General features: G+C 74.3%; 15 protein-coding genes and 2 tRNA genes. 9 read left to right on the top strand and 8 right to left on the bottom strand.

What is annotated here, in order from left to right; all coding sequences use genetic code 11:
* Positions 1-52: 52 nt before the first annotated feature.
* Together ABT247_RS06400 and ABT247_RS06395 are read left to right on the top strand one after the other, a co-directional pair.
* On the top strand, positions 53-1,099 hold the full coding sequence (locus tag ABT247_RS06400; protein ID WP_350738833.1) for a GntR family transcriptional regulator: 1,047 nt from the start codon (positions 53-55) through the stop codon (positions 1,097-1,099).
* A gap of 114 nt (positions 1,100-1,213) precedes the next feature.
* Complete coding sequence (locus tag ABT247_RS06395) at positions 1,214-1,861, top strand: putative DNA-mimic protein (RefSeq protein ID WP_350738830.1); 648 nt, start codon at positions 1,214-1,216, stop codon at positions 1,859-1,861.
* A gap of 179 nt (positions 1,862-2,040) precedes the next feature.
* Here ABT247_RS06395 and ABT247_RS06390 read toward each other — a convergent pair whose 3' ends face one another.
* Positions 2,041-2,826, bottom strand: a complete 786-nt coding sequence (locus tag ABT247_RS06390) for an SLATT domain-containing protein (protein ID WP_350738827.1) — start codon at positions 2,824-2,826, stop codon at positions 2,041-2,043.
* Positions 2,827-3,193: 367 nt separating this feature from the next.
* Here ABT247_RS06390 and purD point away from each other — a divergent pair, with 367 nt between their 5' ends.
* The 4 genes from purD to ABT247_RS06370 all read left to right on the top strand — a co-directional run bounded on the left by purD (position 3,194) and on the right by ABT247_RS06370 (position 9,299).
* Entirely contained in the window at positions 3,194-4,441 is a 1,248-nt protein-coding gene (gene purD, locus ABT247_RS06385; protein WP_350738825.1) for a phosphoribosylamine--glycine ligase, read from the top strand.
* A 527-nt stretch (positions 4,442-4,968) separates the two neighbouring features.
* Complete coding sequence (locus ABT247_RS06380; protein ID WP_350738822.1) at positions 4,969-6,552, top strand: hypothetical protein; 1,584 nt, start codon at positions 4,969-4,971, stop codon at positions 6,550-6,552.
* 218 nt (positions 6,553-6,770) lie between these two features.
* The gene (locus tag ABT247_RS06375; RefSeq protein WP_350738820.1) at positions 6,771-8,309 is read left to right on the top strand and encodes a N,N-dimethylformamidase beta subunit family domain-containing protein; all 1,539 of its coding nucleotides are present in this window, start codon (positions 6,771-6,773) and stop codon (positions 8,307-8,309) included.
* A gap of 90 nt (positions 8,310-8,399) precedes the next feature.
* On the top strand, positions 8,400-9,299 hold the full coding sequence (locus ABT247_RS06370) for a phosphoribosylaminoimidazolesuccinocarboxamide synthase (protein ID WP_350738817.1): 900 nt from the start codon (positions 8,400-8,402) through the stop codon (positions 9,297-9,299).
* Between the two features lie 30 nt (positions 9,300-9,329).
* Here ABT247_RS06370 and ABT247_RS06365 read toward each other — a convergent pair whose 3' ends face one another.
* From ABT247_RS06365 to ABT247_RS06335, 7 genes are all read right to left on the bottom strand, one after another.
* Positions 9,330-9,980: a response regulator gene (locus ABT247_RS06365; RefSeq protein ID WP_350738814.1), complete on the bottom strand. Its 651-nt coding sequence runs from the start codon at positions 9,978-9,980 to the stop codon at positions 9,330-9,332.
* Between the two features lie 26 nt (positions 9,981-10,006).
* Positions 10,007-11,233 (bottom strand): sensor histidine kinase, encoded by a 1,227-nt coding sequence (locus ABT247_RS06360; protein WP_350738811.1) that lies wholly within the window; start codon positions 11,231-11,233, stop codon positions 10,007-10,009.
* 90 nt (positions 11,234-11,323) lie between these two features.
* Positions 11,324-12,181 carry an ABC transporter permease gene (locus ABT247_RS06355; protein ID WP_350738808.1) on the bottom strand — a complete coding sequence of 286 codons (858 nt, stop codon included), beginning with the start codon at positions 12,179-12,181 and terminating at the stop codon, positions 11,324-11,326.
* The gene (locus ABT247_RS06350; protein ID WP_350738805.1) at positions 12,178-13,206 is read right to left on the bottom strand and encodes an ABC transporter ATP-binding protein; all 1,029 of its coding nucleotides are present in this window, start codon (positions 13,204-13,206) and stop codon (positions 12,178-12,180) included. The genes ABT247_RS06355 and ABT247_RS06350 overlap by 4 nt, the downstream gene beginning before the upstream one ends.
* 206 nt (positions 13,207-13,412) lie before the next feature.
* Positions 13,413-13,488: transfer RNA gene (locus ABT247_RS06345), tRNA-Gly, on the bottom strand.
* A 40-nt stretch (positions 13,489-13,528) separates the two neighbouring features.
* Positions 13,529-13,601, bottom strand: a tRNA-Gly gene (locus ABT247_RS06340).
* A gap of 141 nt (positions 13,602-13,742) precedes the next feature.
* On the bottom strand, positions 13,743-14,060 hold the full coding sequence (locus ABT247_RS06335) for a histone-like nucleoid-structuring protein Lsr2 (RefSeq protein ID WP_030056585.1): 318 nt from the start codon (positions 14,058-14,060) through the stop codon (positions 13,743-13,745).
* A 467-nt stretch (positions 14,061-14,527) separates the two neighbouring features.
* Here ABT247_RS06335 and purS point away from each other — a divergent pair, with 467 nt between their 5' ends.
* Genes purS through purL form a run of 3 tightly spaced genes read left to right on the top strand, consistent with a single transcriptional unit; the run spans position 14,528 to position 17,711 of the window.
* Positions 14,528-14,782: a phosphoribosylformylglycinamidine synthase subunit PurS gene (purS, locus tag ABT247_RS06330; RefSeq protein WP_045692676.1), complete on the top strand. Its 255-nt coding sequence runs from the start codon at positions 14,528-14,530 to the stop codon at positions 14,780-14,782.
* A complete protein-coding gene (gene purQ, locus ABT247_RS06325) occupies positions 14,779-15,456 on the top strand; it encodes a phosphoribosylformylglycinamidine synthase subunit PurQ (RefSeq protein WP_350738800.1) in 678 nt (225 codons plus the stop codon). Before purS ends, purQ begins: the two co-directional genes overlap by 4 nt.
* Complete coding sequence (gene purL, locus ABT247_RS06320) at positions 15,456-17,711, top strand: phosphoribosylformylglycinamidine synthase subunit PurL (protein ID WP_350738797.1); 2,256 nt, start codon at positions 15,456-15,458, stop codon at positions 17,709-17,711. The genes purQ and purL overlap by 1 nt, the downstream gene beginning before the upstream one ends.
* Positions 17,712-17,754: the final 43 nt, after the last annotated feature.

The raw sequence follows: 17,754 nt of genomic DNA, 5'->3' as shown, positions 1-17,754 counted from the left end.
CGGCCGGTCCGTCGCGGGTCGGCACGGCGGCCTGCCCGAGGAGGTCGCGCGCATGTCCGGCAACGGCGCAAGCGACACCCCCCGTCCCGTCATCCACCGCAACAGCCTGCGCGAACAGATCGCCGGAGCGCTGCGCGAGGAGATGATGGCCGGCCGGCTGGCGGCCGGCCGCGACTTCACGGTCAAGGAGATCGCCGAGCTCTACGGCGTCTCCGCGACCCCGGCCCGCGAGGCGCTGGTCGACCTCGGCGCCCAGGGGCTGCTGCGGACCGAGCACCACCGCGGCTTCACCGTGCCGGAGCTGTGCTGGGACGACTTCCTGGAGATCTTCGAGTCCAGGGTCCTGCTCACCGACAGCTACTACCGCCAGTTCGCCGCCCGCCGGGCCCTGCCCGACCTCACCCGGCTGCCCTCGCTGCGCCGGCGGGCCGACGCGGCGGTGCGGGCCGCCCGGGCCGGGAACCTGGACGTGATGGTGGGCTGCGACCGCCGGTTCTGGCAGGAGGTCTCCGCCCTGCTCGGCAACCGCCGGATCGGGGACTACCTGGACTGGCTGCGGGTGCAGTCCTGGATGTTCGCCGCACCCTACCTGCGGGCGATGCCCACCCTGGCCGGGGTCTGCTGGGACCGCCACTGCGACCTGGTCGAGGCGATCGGGGCGGGTGACCTGGAAGGCGCGCACCGGATCGTCTGCGAGTACAACCTGTTCACCGTCCGGCTGCTGGCCGGCCTGGCCGGGCGCCCGCTGGAGTCGGTGACGGTGCTCGCCCTGCTCACCGAGGGCGCGGGGGCGCAGCCGCCGGTGCCCGCCGATCCGCAGGCGCCGCCGCCGGCCCCCGCGCAGCCCGCGGCGGAGCAGGGACGGCCCGGGGCGGGCACGACGGCGGCGGGGCCCACGGGCGCGGGGTTCACCGCGGCGGGGCGGCCCCGGCGGAGCGAGGAGGTCGGCCGGGAGCTGGGCCGGGAACTCGGTCTCGGCCTCGGCCTGGTGCCGCAACCCCGCTGGGCGCCGCACGGAAGGTTCGGCCGGCGGCTGTCCGAGTCGCCCACCGAGGCTCCGCAGGGACGGCCCGGTCCGCAGGCCGCGCCGGGCCGGTAGGGTGGCGGGCGTCGGACCCGCTGCCCGCGCAAGGGCCGTCCGGGTGCCGACCCCGCCCCCGTCGTCGCCCCGCCCCGCGGGCGATCCCCGCCGTCCGGAGAGGAACTGCCGGCCATGGCCTGCGACCTCTGGCTCGTCCCGCTGGTGGACGTGCTGAGCCACAGCCCCGACAACCCCTTCCGGGACGACCTCGCGCTCTACAACGCGGCGCTGGCCTCCCAGGGGCTGCCCCAGGTGCCGGTCTACCAGTACGTCCCCGGGCTGAGCGGCGCGGTCGAGCCGATAGCCGCCTTCGACTACGACTCGCTGCACTTCCTGCGCCGCGCCTACCTGCTGGGGCTCACCGGACTGGACATCACCCCGGTCGACGCGCTCGGCGGCGACTACGAGCAGCTGCTGGAGATGTTCGAGAGCAGCGCCGAACAGTCGCACCTGGTCTGGCACTTCGACCACGCCGGCGCCTACGTGCCGATCGAGTTCGCCACCCCGCTGGTGGACGACACCCTGCTCGCCTCCGGCGGCCCGCTCGGCTCCAGCCACGGCCTGCTGCGCGAACTGCAGGCCGTCGCACCGGCGCTGGGGATCGACCCGGCCGATCCGCCGGGCCCGACCCGGCCGCTCGGACCGACCGGCCTGGAGCAGCCGTTCGGGCCGCCGATCGACGACGTGCACCCCTTCGCCCGTGAGCGCCACGCGTGGTCGGGCCTGTACGCGGCGGCGACCCGCAGCCTCGCCCAGGGCTCGATGATCGTCTTCGCGTAGCGCGCCGCCCCGCGCGGCGGCCGATCCCCGCTTCCTCGCGCCACGGCCGCCCCGCACTGCCCCGCGCCACGGCCGATGCCCGCGTCCCCGCGCCGCGGCCGCCCCGCGCTGCCCCGCCTCGCGGCCGCCCGCGCCACGGCCGCCCGCACCGCGGCCGCCCCGGTGGCGGGGCCGGCCGCCTACCGCAGCGGGCCCTCCGGCGGCCGCTGGCGCGGCATGGTGGGCCGGGTGCCCGGGGGCGGCAGCACCCGCACCTGGGCACCCACCCCGGATTCGCTGCGCCCGCCCCAGGCCCCCGCCGACTGGGTGGGCAGCTGGGTCATCGAGGCGCGGAACTCCAGCATCCACTCCGAGGTCTCGGTGCGGACCATGTCGGAGACGTCCTCGCAGAACCGGCGCAGCACGCCCAGGCACCGCTCGGCGGCCTCGCCCGCGGTGCCCTCGGTCGGGCCGAGCACCTCGCGCACGCACTCCGACGCCCAGTCGAACTGGAAGGCCTCCAGGCGGCGTTGCAGGGCCTGGGCGGTGGACACGTCCCGCATCCAGCCGGAGGTGAGGCCGAAGACCCGGTCGGCGCCGTAGCAGGCGGCGGACAGCGCGAGGCCCACGTAGCCCCAGCCGGCACCGTGCGAGAGGGTGCCGGTCAGCTCCACCAGCGGGGCGGTCACCCCGCCCACCGCGAAGCCGGCCGTCCCGAGGCGCAGCAGGCGGGCCCAGCGCCGCTTCCAGATGCGGTCCCGGCGGTACCACTCGATCGCCTCGACCGCCCGCTCCTCGGACCAGCGGTAGAGCTCCTCCAGCCGCTCGGCGGGCTCGCCCCAGTCCCCGAGCGGGAACTGTCGGGTGCTCAGATCGGTCCGGCGGCGGGTGGAGGCCCGCGGTGCGACGGCGGCGACGGGCTGGTCCTCCTCGCCGATCTCCTTGCCCCAGGCACTCTCCTCGGGCTGCATTTCCGGCTGGCTCACCTGTGGGGCTCCCTGTGGCGGGCGGGCGGCTGGGTCTGTCGGCGCATCGGCTGACGTGGCGTCTGCCGTTGGTTGTCCAACAGCACTTCTTACCGCCAAATGGCTGACCATGGGTGCCTTCCACGGTGATCGTTACCGGTTTCGGCCGCCGGAAGCCGAGGTGAGCGGGTTGCGGGGGGTGGCGGGATTTCACCCGTCCGAGCGAGGCCGCGGTGACCCGCCGTCCTGACCCGGGCACGCGGTGTGCATCCGACCCCCGGCCGCCTTGGAGGATCCTCCTGCCTCGTCGGCGTACGGAGCTGTTCTCCTGGAGGATCCGACGGGACCGGAGCGCGGTCGGAACGGGCCACCGACTACGCTGCCAGGCGTGAAGGTCCTCGTCATCGGCGGCGGCGCCCGCGAACACGCCCTGTGCCGCTCCCTGTCCCAAGATCCCTCCGTGACCGAGTTGCACTGCGCCCCGGGCAATGCCGGGATCGCCGGCGTGGCGACGGTGCACCCGGTCGACCAGCTGGACGGCGACCGGGTCGCCGAGCTGGCCCTGCGGCTCGGTGCCGACCTGGTGGTGGTGGGCCCGGAGGCCCCGCTGGTGGCGGGCGTCGCGGACGCCGTCCGCGCGGCCGGCGTCCCGGTCTTCGGCCCCTCCGGCGCGGCCGCCCGGCTGGAGGGCTCGAAGGCCTTCGCCAAGGACGTGATGGCCGCCGCCGGCGTGCCCACCGCCCGCTCCTACGTCTGCACCACCCCCGAGGAGGCCGCCGCGGCGCTGGACGCCTTCGGCGCGCCGTACGTGGTCAAGGACGACGGCCTGGCCGCCGGCAAGGGCGTCGTGGTCACCTCCGACCGCGAGGCCGCGCTGGCGCACGCCGCCGCCTGCGAGCGCGTGGTCATCGAGGAGTACCTGGACGGCCCCGAGGTCTCGCTGTTCGCGATCACCGACGGCACCACCGTGCTGCCGCTGCAGCCCGCGCAGGACTTCAAGCGCGCCCTGGACGGCGACGAGGGCCCGAACACGGGCGGCATGGGCGCCTACTCCCCGCTGCCGTGGGCACCGCCCGGGCTGGTGGAGGAGGTCCTGGAGACCGTCCTGCAGCCGACCGTGGACGAGCTGCGCCGCCGCGGCACCGAGTTCTCCGGCCTGCTGTACGCGGGCCTGGCGCTCACCTCGCGCGGCACCCGGGTGATCGAGTTCAACGCCCGCTTCGGCGATCCGGAGACCCAGGTCGTGCTGGCCCGGCTGCGCACCCCGCTGGCCGGCGTCCTGCTGGCCTCGGCCACCGGCACCCTGGACCAGCTGGAGCCGCTGCGCTGGGACGAGGGCGCGGCCGTCACCGTGGTCGTCGCCTCCGAGGGCTACCCGGCCGCACCGCGCACCGGCGACCCGATCGAGGGCCTGGCCGAGGCGGAGGCGGACGGCACCGCGTACGTGCTGCACGCCGGCACCAGGGCGGACGAGGACGGCCGGGTGCTGAGCGCCGGAGGCCGCGTCCTGTCGGTCACCGCGACCGGCGCCGACCTGGCCGAGGCGCGCGGGCGCGCGTACGCCGCGGTGGAGCGGATCTCCCTCAAGGGCGGCCAGCACCGCACCGACATCGCGCTCAAGGCGGCCACCGCGTAGGCCCGGTACACCTCTTCGAGGGCGTTGCCCCGGCGGGAATCAACCCACTGGGCGCAGCGCCCTCGGCGTTTCCGGCGGGACGGCGGTCCGGGCGGCGGCGCACCGTTCGGCGGCCGGATTCCAGCCCATCGGGTGACAGCACCCGCATCCGGCTGACGTAACCGGGCGCTCGGCCTTATGGTGCGCTGGATCGCAGTGCGACGGTGCCGTGCGCCGGGGTCGCCGCCGGGTAGCGGCGGGTCCGCGGGGGGATGCTGGACGGCGTCCGGCCGGGCGGTCGCCCGGGTGCTTCGCACCGGACCGGTCGCAGGTGTCCGGAATCCGGTCGGCGTCACCGGGACGAGTGGAAACCGGATCGATCCGGAACGTCCGCCCGGACCGGGGCGTCGAAAATGTCAGTAAGCGCCACACACAGCATGCACTGCCGGGATCGGACGCCTCCGCTTCCCGGTCGGAACTGATCGTTTCGAGTCGGCTCAGGGCCCGTCGCCGGGCGCCCGAGGGCTCCGAAGGGGGTGCCGCACCGTATGGCTGCTGTCGACACCGCGCGCGCTCACGCCCAGGCGGTCCTGCGGGTCCGAGGCCTGGCCCTGGCCGCCGCCGTCCTTCCCGCCGCCGTCGCGGTGGTCCTGCTCGCCGGCCGGTTCACCGGGCGGATAGGCGCGCCCGGAGCCCCGGACGCCGCCGGCTGGGACGCCGCCCGCTGGGCGGTCTGCGCGGTCGCCGCGCTGACCCTGCTGGTGGCCTGGCTGACCGCCGGCGCCTACCGCCGGGCCGTCCCGCCGCAGACCCCGGCCGTCCCGGTCGCCCGGGCCGAGGCCCCCGAGCTCTACCGGCTGATCGACGAGCTCGCCGACCGGCTAGACGTGCCCGCGCCCTCCGCGATCGCGCTCACCCCGGACTGCGACAGCTGGCTGGAGGACCTCCCGCCGGTGCGGCGCTCCACCGCCCTGCGGCCGCACCCCGCGCCGCCCGCACCGGTGCTGGTGATCGGCTCGCCCTTCCTGTGGTGGATGCGGGCCGGCGAACTGCGTGCCCTGCTCGCCCCGGTGGTGGCCGGCACCGGTGCCTCCGCCGACCCGGAGATCGCCGCCGCCCGCCGCTTCCTGCGCAGCCTGGACGCCTGCCTGGACTCCGGCGCGGGCAGCGTCCCCGGCCTCGGCGGCGGCCTCCTGGCCGCCCCGCCGCGACCGGCCCGCCGCGGTCCGGCCGGCCTGGCCGACCGGGTCACCCGGCGGATCACCCGCCGGCTGCTCCGCGCCTGCCGGGGCCACTCCGCCGAGCTGGAGCGCTCCGTCGCGGGCTGGGCCTCCGAACACGCCCGGACGGTCGACTACGGGCTGCGGATCGCCGCCCAGGAGCAGGTGGGCCTGGCCTACGCCGGCTGGGACCGGCTGCTCACCCGGGTCGCCCTGCCCGCCTGGCGGCTCGGCCGCCACCCCGCCCACCTCAACGCCGGGGTGGCCGCCGCCCTCACCGAGCTGTCCCGCCGCGACCGGCTGGCCGACGGCTACGGCAACCGGCTCGGCGACCGCCCCGCCTGCGACCTGCTGGAGGAGCCCGGCACGGTCGACCGCGCCGTCTCCCGGCTCGCCGCCGAGCTGTTCTTCGGCCGCCCGCCGGCCGGCGTCTGGCACGAGCTGGAGTGGGCCGACTACCCGGCCGAGGTGGTGGACGCCGGCTGGCGGGCCCGCGCGGCCGCCCTGCAGTCCGCCCTGGACCGGCTCGCCCCGCAGGCCCGCCCCGGTGCCCCCACCCTCACCCGGCTGCTGGTCCGGCTCGCCGAGGGCGACGGCGAGCAGCTGGCCGCCGCGCTCGCCGCCCAGCTGGCCCGCACCACCACCCCGGCCCCGGTGCTGGAGCCCGACCGCACCGGCCGGGACCTGCTGGTCGACCACGTCACCGCGATGGTCTGCTGCGCCGCCGTGGACACCACCGGCGGCGCCCCCGGCCTGGACTGGCTGGACGGCCCGGTGCTGCTGCTCGGCGGGGTCCGCCGCACCGACCTGGCCGCACCCGTCGCCCAGGCCGTCGAACAGGGCCAGGACGGCCCGCTGCGCGCCTGGCTGGACGCCGCCGAGGTCCGCCTGGAGAAACCCGTCCGGCTGTGACGGACCGGACGGCGCTCGGCGCCCCGGCACGCGCCCCCGCCGGGCCCGTCCACCGGCCGTCTCCGCAGGCCGGAGGCCCTGCCGGGAAGACCCGCGAGATTGGCGACACCAATTGCTACCGTGGGGTGACGCAGCGCCAGCACGGTGTGGTGTATTAGACCGCACGCACATCCGGGGGGCACGTGCCAACCGGACGGAAGTGCACCTGGGAGGGGCGCGTGGGGACCGAACTCAACCGCCGCTGGGAGTCGGGCACGCACGCCTACAGCGTCTCCGACCCCTTCGGCCAGGGCCCGCTGCCCTGGCTGCGCAGCCCCGACCAGTACCTGGCCGGCGCGGAGGGCGCCGTGCCCTGGTACGTCTCGGTGGACGCGCCCGGCCAGCAGCCGCTGACGGCCGGCGCCCGGCCCAAGCCGCCGGTCGGCACGCCGCAGAGCTCCAACGACGTGGACCAGCAGATCAAGGGCTTCGCCTCGGCCGGGGTGGTCCGCCCCGGCGGTTCGGTGGACTTCCGGGTGACCGTCAACCCGCCCCGCGAGTTCACCGTGGACGTCTACCGGATCGGCCACTACGGCGGGGACGGCGCCCGGCACATGACGTCCAGTCCGCTGATCGCCGGTCTGGCCCAGCCCGCCCCCCTGGTGGTCGAGCGGACGGTCTCCTGCCACCACTGGTGGCACTCCTGGCGGCTGCAGGTCCCGGCGCACTGGCAGCCCGGCGCGTACGTCGCCGTGCTGACCACCGCGGACATGCTGCACCGCAGCCACATCCCCTTCACCGTGCGGGACTTCGCGGACCAGGGGCACCGGGCCGAACTGCTCCTGGTGCTCCCGGACGTGACCTGGCAGGCGTACAACCTGTTCCCCGAGGACGGCCGCACCGGCGCCAGCCTCTACCACGCCTGGGACGGCCTGGGCGGGCTGGTCGGCGAGTCCGAGGCGGCCGTCACGGTGTCCTTCGACCGCCCGCACGCCACCGCCGGCCTGCCGCTGCACGTGGGCCACGCGTACGACTTCATCCGCTGGGCCGAGCGCTACGGCTACGACCTGTCCTACGCCACCGCCACCGACCTGCACGCCGGCCTGGTGGACCCGGCCGAGCACCGGGCGCTGGTCTTCCCCGGCCACGACGAGTACTGGTCCGAGCCGATGCGCCGGGCCGCCGAGCGGGCCCGGGACGGCGGCACCTCGCTGGTCTTCCTCTCCGCCAACACCATGTACTGGCGGGTGGAGCTGACCGCCGCCGCCTCCGGTGAGCCGCACCGGCTGCTCAACTGCCGCAAGCGGCAGAAGGTGCCGCCCGGCAGCCCGGCCGCCGGGGTGCCCGGGGCGGCCAGCGCGCTGTGGCGGGACGCCGGGGAGCCCGAGCAGCACCTGCTCGGGGTGCAGTACTCGGGCCGGGTCGCCGCGCCCGTCCCGCTGGTCGCCCGGCACACCGCGCACTGGCTCTGGGACGGCACCGGGCTCCAGGAGGGCGACGAGCTGCCCGGCCTGGTCGCCGGCGAGGCCGACCGGTACTACCCCAAGGTCGCCCTGCCCGAGCACACCGAGCGGGTGCTGCTGGCGCACTCGCCGTACCGGGACATGGCCGGCCGCACCCGCTACCAGGAGACCTCGCTCTACCGGGCGCCCAGCGGCGCGTACGTCTTCGCGGCCGGGACCTTCGCCTGGTCGCCCGCGCTGGGCCGCCCCGGGCTGACCGACGAGCGGATCCAGCGGGCCACCGCCAACCTGCTGGACCGGCTCTGCAAGAACTGACGTTCACCGGTCGTGAAAGACTGCGGGTGCAGTGACCTCCCCTTTCGCGGTGCCCCGGGCCCGTGAACGACCCCTGAGGACTGAGACACCTTGAGCGGATTTGTCACCAAGCCCGAGCCGGTCCAGGTACCCGGCCTGGTCCACCTGCACACCGGCAAGGTGCGCGACCTCTACCGCACCGAGGCGGGTGAGCTGGTCATGGTCGCCAGCGACCGGACGTCCGCCCACGACTGGGTGCTGCCGAACGAGATCCCCGACAAGGGCCGCATCCTCACCCAGCTCTCGCTGTGGTGGTTCGAGCGGATCGCCGACATCGTGCCCAACCACGTGCTCTCCACCGAGGTCCCGGCCGGCGCCCCGGCGGACTGGAAGGGCCGCACGCTGGTCTGCCGGAGCCTGGAGATGATCCCGGTCGAGGCGGTCGCCCGCGGCTACCTGGCCGGCTCCGGCCTGACCGAGTACGAGCAGAGCCGGACGGTCTGCGGCATCGCCCTGCCGGAGGGCCTGGAGAACAGCTCCGAGCTGCCCGCCCCGATCTACACCCCGGCGCTCAAGGCCGAGGTGGGCGAGCACGACGAGAACGTCCCGTACGAGGAGACCGCCCGCCGGATCGGCTCCGAGCTGGCCGCCCAGCTGCGCCGCACCACCCTGGACGTCTACGCCCGGGCCCGGGACATCGCCCGCGAGCGCGGCATCATCCTGGCCGACACCAAGTTCGAGTTCGGTCTGCTGGACGGCGAGCTGGTGATCGGCGACGAGGTGCTCACCCCGGACTCCTCCCGCTACTGGCCGGCCGACGCGTACCGGCCCGGGCGCTCGCAGTCGTCCTTCGACAAGCAGCTGATCCGCGACTGGCTGGTCTCCCCGGCCTCCGGCTGGGACCGCTACAGCGAGCAGCCGCCGCCCGCGCTCCCGGCCGAGGTCGTGGAGCGGACCCGCGCCAAGTACATCGAGGTGTACGAGCGGCTGACCGGCACCTCCTGGGCGTGACGCCCCGGTGACGCCCGCGGGCGCGGCGGCTCAGATCCAGCCGTGCTCGCGGGCGATCCGCACCGCCGCGTGCCGGTTCTCCGCACCCAGCTTGCCGGCCGCCGAGGACAGGTAGTTGCGCACGGTGCCCTGGGACAGCGCGGCCCGTGCGGCGATCTCCGCGATCGGGGTGCCGTCCGCGGCCAGCTCCAGGACGTCGGTCTCGCGCGGGGTCAGCGGGCTCTCCCCGGCGCTGATCGCGTCCGCCGCGAGCTCCGGGTCCACGTACCGGCCGCCGGAGCGCACGGTGCGGATGATGCCGGCCAGGTCGGCCGCCGAGACGGTCTTCGGCAGGAAGCCTCGCACCCCGACCTCCAGCGCCCGCTTCAGGTAGCCGGGGCGGCCGTGGCCGGTGAGGATCATGCAGCGGCAGTCCGGCAGCAGCCGGCGCAGTTCGGCGGCCGTCTCGATGCCGTCCAGGCCCGGGGGCACCTCCCGGCCGCCGGACCGGGGGTGCATCTGGAGGTCCAGCACCGCGATGTCGGGCCGGTGCACCCGGGCCATCGCCAGCGCTTCCGGGCCGGAGCCGGCCTGGGCGACCACCTCGATGTCGTCCTCCAGCGAGAGCAGCGCGGCCAGCGCGCCCCGGATCAGGTGCTCGTCGTCGGCGAGCAGGACGCGGACGGGGGCGGTGTCGGTCATCGGCGGGCCTTCCTCGGCGGCGCGGGTCACAGCGGTACGGCGGCGAGCATCCGGAAGGTACCCGGTGCGGCGGCCGGGACGGTCAGCTCGCCGTCGTGGAGGGCGAGCCGTTCGCGCAGGCCGCGCAGCCCCGTACCGGCGCCCTGGGACGGGATCGGCACCTCGGGCACCCCGTCGTTCTCCAGCTCCAGCACTGCCCGGCCGTCCTCCCGCCGCAGCCGGATCAGGCAGTGGGCGGCCTCGCTGTGCCGCAGCACGTTGGTGGTGGCCTCGCGGATCACCCAGCCGAGCACCGACTGCACCGGCAGCGGCAGGCCGTCGGCGTGCTCGCCCAGGTCGATCTCGCAGGCGATGTCGGCGGAGCGCAGCACCGCCCGGGCCCCGATCGCCTCGGCGTGCAGGTCGGCGGTGCGGTAGCCGCGGACGACGTCCCGCACCTCGCGCTGGGAGTCCTGGGCGATCCGCTGCACCTCGGCCATCTGGTCGGCGGCCTCCGGGCGCCCGCGCCGGGCGAGCTGCACGGCGAGTTCGCTCTTCAGCGCGATCGTGGTGAGGTTGCGGCCCATCACGTCGTGCAGGTCCCGGGAGAACCGCAGCCGCTCCTCGGCGACGGCCAGCCGGGACTGCACCTCGCGGGCGGCGTCCAGCTCCCAGACGATCGCGGTGACCCAGGCGAAGCTGCGGCAGCTGGCGATCAGCACGACCGTTCCGACGAGCGAGCCGACCAGCCATCCCGTGGTGGTGCCGAAGCCGACTCCGGCGAGCAGCATCGCCGGGGCGATCAGGAGCAGCAGGACGGTCCCGGTGAGGAGGGCCCACGGCCACCGCAGGCCCACCCCCGTGGGGCCCGCGGTGGCTCCGACCAGCCCGGCGGCGATCACCGCGGTGAACGGCGGGTCCGGGTGGGGCGAGAGCCCGTCGGAGGACGGGCCGAGCAGCAGGACGGTCCAGGAGCCGGCCACGGTCAGGGCGGCGCTGGTGATCAGCCAGCGCCGGTGGTTGCCGGGCCGGCCCAGGTAGTGGTCGAGCGAGGTGCGGTAGGCCCGGAGGGTGACCAGGACGGAGGCGAGGGAGAGGACCAGGCCGGTCCGTGCGGCGGGAGCCGTTCCCTGGAGCTGCACCCCGGAGGCGGTGGCCAACAGGTTGATCGGCAGCATGATCCACGCCACCAGGTAGAGCGACCAACGGAAGTACAGCTCGGCGCGCTGCGGCTTGCCGTACCCCTTCCAACGGCGGATCGGCCCCCGGACCATCGCTGCGCTCCCCGTCTGATCACGATCGTGTGGCTGCCTTCATATCAGAGGGAGAACGGCGGAAGATCCTTCGGATCGTCCCGGGCGCGGTCAGCGGCGCGGCTCCCACCGGAAGTACCGGACGGCGCCCCAGACCGCCAGGCCCAGCCAGACCGTTCCGGTGGCGAGGTGCGGGGCGGCGGCGCCCCAGCTGCCGGCGAAGCCGGTCGGGGCGGCCGAGCCGTCGGTGCCGAACCAGCCGAGCCGGATCAGCTGGAAGGCGGGGGTGGTCGGCAGCAGGCGGCAGACGTCGGCCAGCCGGCCGGGCATGACCTCCAGCGGGACGAACAGGCCGGAGCCGAGCTGCATCACCAGCATGACCGGCAGGGTGGTGATGCCGGCGGTCTCGACGGTCCTGGTGAAGGCGCTGGACAGGGCGGCCAGGGCGATCATGGTGGCCAGGGCCAACCCCAGCCCGATCAGCATCAGCAGGGGGTTGACGGGCACGGCCAGGCGCAGGCCCAGGCTGCCGCCGATCCCGATCAGGGCGGCCATCAGCAGGCCCAGGGTGAGCGAGGGCACGGCCGTGCCCAGCAGGATCTCCAGGTCCCTGGCCTCGCCGGTGCGCAGCCGCTTGAGGACCAGCTCACCGCGCCGGCCGACGTAGGCGGCGGTCAGGTTGTAGTACACGACGAAGGCCAGGGCCATCCCGACCGAGCCGTAGACCAGCAGCGAGTGGACGTCCAGGCCGGGGTTGGACTCGGCCTGCTTCTGGAGCGTGCTCCGCAGGCTCGTGACCAGCACCAGCGGCAGCACCAGCGCGGTGAACAGGGCCGTGCGGTTGCGCAGCAGCAGGGTCGTCTCGGCGCGGCCGAGGGCGAGCAGGCGGCGGGCGGCGGTGGTCCGCGGGCCGGCGGCGGTGCTCTGCGGGCCGGCGGCCCGGGGGGCGGTGCGGGCGGCGGTGGTCATCGGGCGGATCCGATCAGGCGGCGGCGGGCGGGGCGGGCGGGGCGGGCGGGAGCGGCGGGGGTCTGCGGCGGGTCCTGGTGGGCCGCCTCGGAGGCGATGGCGAGGAAGGCCTCCTCCAGCGAGGCGCTGCGGGCGTCCAGGGCGCCGAGCGCGATCCCGTGGTGCCGGGCCCAGCCGAGCAGGTCGGTGAGGGTGTCCTGGAGGGTGGTGGTCTGCACGGTGACCTTGCGGCCCTCGACGGCGACCTCCGCCCCGGGCAGCACCGGCAGGGCGGTACCGGCGGCGCCGGTCGGCGCGGGCAGTTCGAAGCTGACCCGGGAGGGCCGGCCGGCGATCACCTCGGCGACGGTTCCGGTGGTGACCACCCGGCCGCCGTGCATGATCGCCAGCCGGTCGGCGAGTTCCTCGGCCTCCTCCAGGTAGTGGGTGGTGAGCAGCACCGTGGTGCCCTGGGCCCGCAGGTCGCGGACCAGGCGCCAGACGGCGGCGCGCGCCTCCGGGTCCAGGCCGGTGCTGGGTTCGTCCAGGAACAGCACCTCGGGCCGGCCGAGCAGGGCCACCGCGAGGTCCAGCCGGCGCCGTTCGCCGCCGGACAGCTGCTTGACCCGGACGCCGGCGCGGTGGCCGAGGCCGACCAGCTCCAGTACCTCGGCCACCGGGCGGGCGCCGCTGGTCATCCCGGCCCAGGCGCGGCCGGTCTCGGCGGCGGTCAGCTCACCGGGGAAGCCGCCCTCCTGGAGCATGATGCCGATGCGCGGGCGGACGGCGGCCCGCTCGGTGAAGGGGTCGAGGCCGAGCACCCGGACGCTGCCGCCGGTGGGCGCGGCCAGGCCCTCGACGACCTCCAGGGTGGAGGTCTTCCCGGCACCGTTGGTGCCCAGCAGGGCGAACAGCTCGCCGCGGCCGACGGTCAGGTCGACGCCGCGGACGGCGTGGTACCCGGTGGTTCCGCCCCCGTAGTGGCGGTGCAGTCCGGTGACCTCGATCACACTGTCGCCGGGGCGGGAAAGCTGGCTCGTTTCCATGCCTCCAGCCTTCCGCCGGCCCCGGTGCGCGGGCAGTGCGCGACGTCATCGGCCGGTGGTGGGGATCCACGGATCGGCGGTGACAAATGTCATCGCGGGAGGGCGGGGGTTCGGGCGGCGGGGTTCTGCCCGCGAAGTGGCGGGGGCGGGATCACCGGTGGCCGGGAATGCCGAAGGGCCCCCTCGATCGAGGGGGCCCTTCGTGCTGGAGCGGACGACGAGATTCGAACTCGCGACCCTCACCTTGGCAAGGTGATGCTCTACCAACTGAGCCACGTCCGCAGGACTGAACTATTGAGTTGTGCTGTGCTCGCGCACTGCGAGCGGACGACGAGATTCGAACTCGCGACCCTCACCTTGGCAAGGTGATGCTCTACCAACTGAGCCACGTCCGCGTGGTGCCTGGTGGGGCACCAGCCGCCTCTCCGGATCCCTCCGTTGCGGCGACGAGGAATACTCTACAGCATCGTTCGGGGTGGTCGCCCCACCCTTTCGACCAGGGCGGGCGGGGCGACCGGGGGCGGCGCCCCGGGAGGTCAGTTCGCCTCGGCGAACGCCTCGTACACGTGCTTGGGGATCCGGCCGCGGGCCGGCAGCTCCATGCCGCGGGACAGGGCCCAGGCGCGCACGGCGGCCGGGTCCGGGGTGAGCGCGGTGCGCCGGAACGACTTTCCGGTGCGGCTCTGGCGGCGGCCCGCCGCGACGAACGGGGCGAGGGCCTCCCGCAGCTTTTCCGCGTTGTCCACGGACAGGTCGATCTCGTACGACTTCCCGTCGACGCCGAAGTGGACGGTTTCCGCGGCGGCGCCGCCGTCCAGGTCGTCGGAGAGCGTGACAACTACACGCTGAGCCATGGGTGTCAATCCTCTCGGGCAATTCGGCTGCCGGTTCGCGGGTACGCCCGGTGGCCTGATGTGCACCAACTCGCGCAAGCGCACACGGGCAGGCCCGGTGGCCCGCCGGATACGCAGCACTTGCCGCGACAGGTGGCCCTATTCTGCACCCGAAGGGGGTCGAAATCGAAGAGTCCGGCATTCTTTTCCGGATATTCACGACTCTTCGCGGGACTGCCGGATACCGATGTGCGGGACGGGAGGATCTGTCCCCAAGTGCCGTATTCGGGTGTTCTTCGGGCGTTGTCGATCGGGGCCGCGAATCAGCGGAAACCGAGCGGGCCCGGCGGCGGCCCGGTGCCCCGGATCCCTTGCGGCGTAAGGGTCGTGGGTCTACGCGCGTCACCCTCCCCGGCCAGCAATCCCGCCCGAAACGGCCGGTAGTCTGGAGTTCCCCCGCCTCACCGAAGACACCACCGGGAGTGCCAGTGGCACGCGTCGTAGTCGACGTCATGCTCAAGCCGGAGATCCTCGACCCCCAGGGACAGGCGGTGCAGCGTGCACTGCCCCGTCTCGGATTCACCGGGATCGCCGACGTCCGCCAGGGCAAGCGTTTCGAGCTGGAAGTGGAGGGCCCGGTCGACGACGCCGCGCTCGCCCGTATCCGCGAAGCCGCCGAGACCTTTCTCGCCAACACCGTGATCGAGGACTTCACCGTCCGGGTCGAGGAGGCGGCGAAGTGACCACCCGCATCGGCGTCGTCACTTTCCCCGGGTCGCTCGACGACCGCGACGCCCAGCGCGCGGTCCGCCTGGCCGGCGCCGAGCCGGTCGCCCTCTGGCACCGTGACAAGGATCTCCACCAGGTCGACGCCGTCGTCCTGCCGGGCGGATTCAGTTACGGCGACTATCTGCGCTGCGGCGCGATCTCCCGCTTCTCCCCGGTGATGGACACCGTGATCGAGCAGGCGAAGGCCGGAATGCCGGTGCTCGGTATCTGCAACGGCTTCCAGGTGCTCTGCGAATCGCACCTGCTGCCCGGTGCGCTCACCCGGAACGACTCGTTGCACTTCATCTGCCGCGACCAGAAGCTGCGCATCGAGAACGCGGGCACGGCCTGGACCGCGGATTACTCGGCGGGCCAGGAAATCGTCGTCCCGCTGAAGAACGGCGAGGGCCGCTTCGTCGCCGACGAGCGCGTCCTGGACGAACTGGAGGCGGAGGGCCGGGTCGTCGCCCGTTACCTGGACGTCAACCCGAACGGTTCGTACCGCGACATCGCCGGCATCACCAACGCCGCCGGCAATGTCGTCGGCCTGATGCCGCACCCGGAGCACGCCGTGGAGCCGCTCACCGGCCCGACCACCGAGGGCCTGGGCTTCTTCACTTCCGTCCTGAAGCAGCTGGTGAACGCCTGATGAGCCTCGACACCGTCAAGAACGCCGAGCAGACGCCGGACGCCGAGCAGCCCTGGGCCGAGCTCGGCCTCAAGGAGGACGAGTACGCCCGCATCCGGGAGATCCTCGGCCGCCGCCCGACCGGCGCCGAGCTCGCGATGTACTCGGTGATGTGGTCGGAGCACTGTTCGTACAAGAGCAGCAAGGTCCACCTGAAGCAGTTCGGCGAGAAGAAGCCCGATTCGGACGCGATGCTCGTCGGCATCGGCGAGAACGCCGGCGTCGTCGACGTGGGCCAGGGCTACGCGGTCACCTTCAAGGTCGAGTCGCACAACCACCCGTCGTACATCGAGCCCTACCAGGGCGCGGCCACCGGCATCGGCGGCATCGTGCGCGACATCCTGGCGATGGGCGCCCGTCCGGTCGCCGTGATGGACCCGCTGCGCTTCGGTGCGGCCGACCACCCGGACACCCGGCGCGTGCTGCCCGGCATCGTCGCGGGCATCGGCGGCTACGGCAACTGCCTGGGCCTGCCGAACATCGGCGGCGAGGTCGTCTTCGACTCCTGCTACCAGGGCAACCCGCTGGTCAACGCCCTGTGCGTGGGCGTCATGAAGCACGAGGACATCCACCTCGCGCAGGCCTCCGGCGCCGGCAACAAGGTCATCCTGTACGGCGCCCGCACCGGTGGCGACGGCATCGGCGGCGTCTCGGTGCTGGCCTCCGAGACCTTCGACGCAGCGGGCCCGGCCAAGCGCCCGGCCGTCCAGGTCGGCGACCCCTTCCAGGAGAAGCTGCTCATCGAGTGCACCCTGGAGCTGTTCCGCGAGAAGCTCGTCAAGGGCATCCAGGACCTCGGCGGCGCCGGCCTGTCCTGCGCCACCAGCGAGCTGGCCTCGGCCGGTTCCGGCGGCATGCGGATCGAGCTGGACACCGTGCACCTGCGCGACCACACGCTCTCGCCGGAGGAGATCCTCATGAGCGAGTCGCAGGAGCGCATGTGCGCGATCGTGGAGCCCGACAAGGTCGCCCGCTTCCTGGAGATCTGCGAGAAGTGGGACGTCATCGCCAACGTCATCGGTGAGGTGACCGACGGCGAGCGCCTGGAGATCTTCTGGCACGGCGAGCTCGTGGTGGACGTGCCGCCGCGCACCGTCGCCCACGAGGGCCCGACCTACCAGCGCCCGTACGCCCGCCCGAGCTGGCAGGACGCGCTGCAGGCCGACGCCCCCACCGCCGAGCGGCTGGCCCGCCCGACCACCGGCGAGGGCCTCAAGGCCGACCTGCTGAAGGTCGCGAGCCACCCGAACCAGGCCTCCAAGTCCTGGATCACCGACCAGTACGACCGCTACGTGCTCGGCAACACCGTGCTCTCGCACGGCGAGGACTCGGGCATGATCCGGATCGACGACGAGACCAACCTCGGCGTCTCGGTCGCCACCGACGGCAACGGCCGCTACGCCAAGCTGGACCCGTACACCGGCGCCCAGCTGGCCCTGGCCGAGGCGTACCGCAACGTCGCGGCCGGCGGTGCCAAGCCGCTCGCCGTCTCCGACTGCCTCAACTTCGGCTCCCCCGAGGACCCGGACGTGATGTGGCAGTTCGCCGAGGCGACCCGCGGCCTGGCCGACGCCTGCCTGGTGCTCGGCACCCCCGTCACCGGCGGCAACGTCTCGCTGTACAACCAGACCGGCGAGGTCGCCATCCACCCGACCCCGGTGGTCGCGGTGCTCGGCGTCATCGACGACGTCACCCGGCGCACCCCGGTCGCCTTCGCCGAGGAGGGGCAGCTGCTCTACCTGCTCGGTGACACGGCGGACGAGCTCGGCGGCTCGGCCTGGTCCCAGGCGGTCCACGACCACCTCGGCGGTCTGCCGCCCCGGGTCGACCTGGAGCGCGAGCGGCTGCTCGGCGAGATCCTGATCTCCGCCTCGCGCGACGGCATGATCGACGCCGCGCACGACCTGTCCGACGGCGGCCTCGGCCAGGCGCTGGTGGAGAGCTGCCTCAAGGGCGGTCACGGTGCCCGGATCGTCGTGCCCGAGGGCATGGACCCGTTCGTCTTCCTGTTCTCGGAGTCGGCCGGCCGCGCCGTCGTGGCGGTGCCGCGCAGCGAGGAGCTCCGCTTCAACGACATGTGCACCGCGCGCGGCCTGCCGGCCGCCCGGATCGGTGTCGTGGACGGCGACAGCCTGGACGTCCAGGGGCAGTTCACCGTCTCGCTGGCCGAGCTGAAGGACGCCCACACCGGCGTCATCGAGGCCCTGCTGGCCTGATCGGCGCGCTCCGAGGGGCGGGCGGTTCACCAGGAACCGCCCG

This window comes from Kitasatospora sp. NPDC001539, from assembly GCF_040298565.1.
Taxonomy (GTDB): Bacteria; Actinomycetota; Actinomycetes; order Streptomycetales; family Streptomycetaceae; genus Kitasatospora.
The sequence above is the reverse complement of the archived record's forward strand: the minus strand, read 5'-3'. Positions and strand labels throughout refer to the sequence as shown.

What these genes read in the sequence shown, in the direction of transcription:
- purL (WP_350738797.1), top strand. Translation starts at nt 15,456, where the DNA reads ATGAGCCTCGACACCGTCAAGAACGCCGAGCAGACGCCGGACGCCGAG.
- ABT247_RS06380 (WP_350738822.1), top strand. Translation starts at nt 4,969, where the DNA reads ATGGCTGCTGTCGACACCGCGCGCGCTCACGCCCAGGCGGTCCTGCGG.
- ABT247_RS06400 (WP_350738833.1), top strand. Translation starts at nt 53, where the DNA reads ATGTCCGGCAACGGCGCAAGCGACACCCCCCGTCCCGTCATCCACCGC.
- ABT247_RS06350 (WP_350738805.1), bottom strand. Translation starts at nt 13,206, where the DNA reads ATGGAAACGAGCCAGCTTTCCCGCCCCGGCGACAGTGTGATCGAGGTC.
- ABT247_RS06360 (WP_350738811.1), bottom strand. Translation starts at nt 11,233, where the DNA reads ATGGTCCGGGGGCCGATCCGCCGTTGGAAGGGGTACGGCAAGCCGCAG.
- ABT247_RS06355 (WP_350738808.1), bottom strand. Translation starts at nt 12,181, where the DNA reads ATGACCACCGCCGCCCGCACCGCCCCCCGGGCCGCCGGCCCGCAGAGC.
- ABT247_RS06395 (WP_350738830.1), top strand. Translation starts at nt 1,214, where the DNA reads ATGGCCTGCGACCTCTGGCTCGTCCCGCTGGTGGACGTGCTGAGCCAC.
- ABT247_RS06335 (WP_030056585.1), bottom strand. Translation starts at nt 14,060, where the DNA reads ATGGCTCAGCGTGTAGTTGTCACGCTCTCCGACGACCTGGACGGCGGC.
- ABT247_RS06365 (WP_350738814.1), bottom strand. Translation starts at nt 9,980, where the DNA reads ATGACCGACACCGCCCCCGTCCGCGTCCTGCTCGCCGACGACGAGCAC.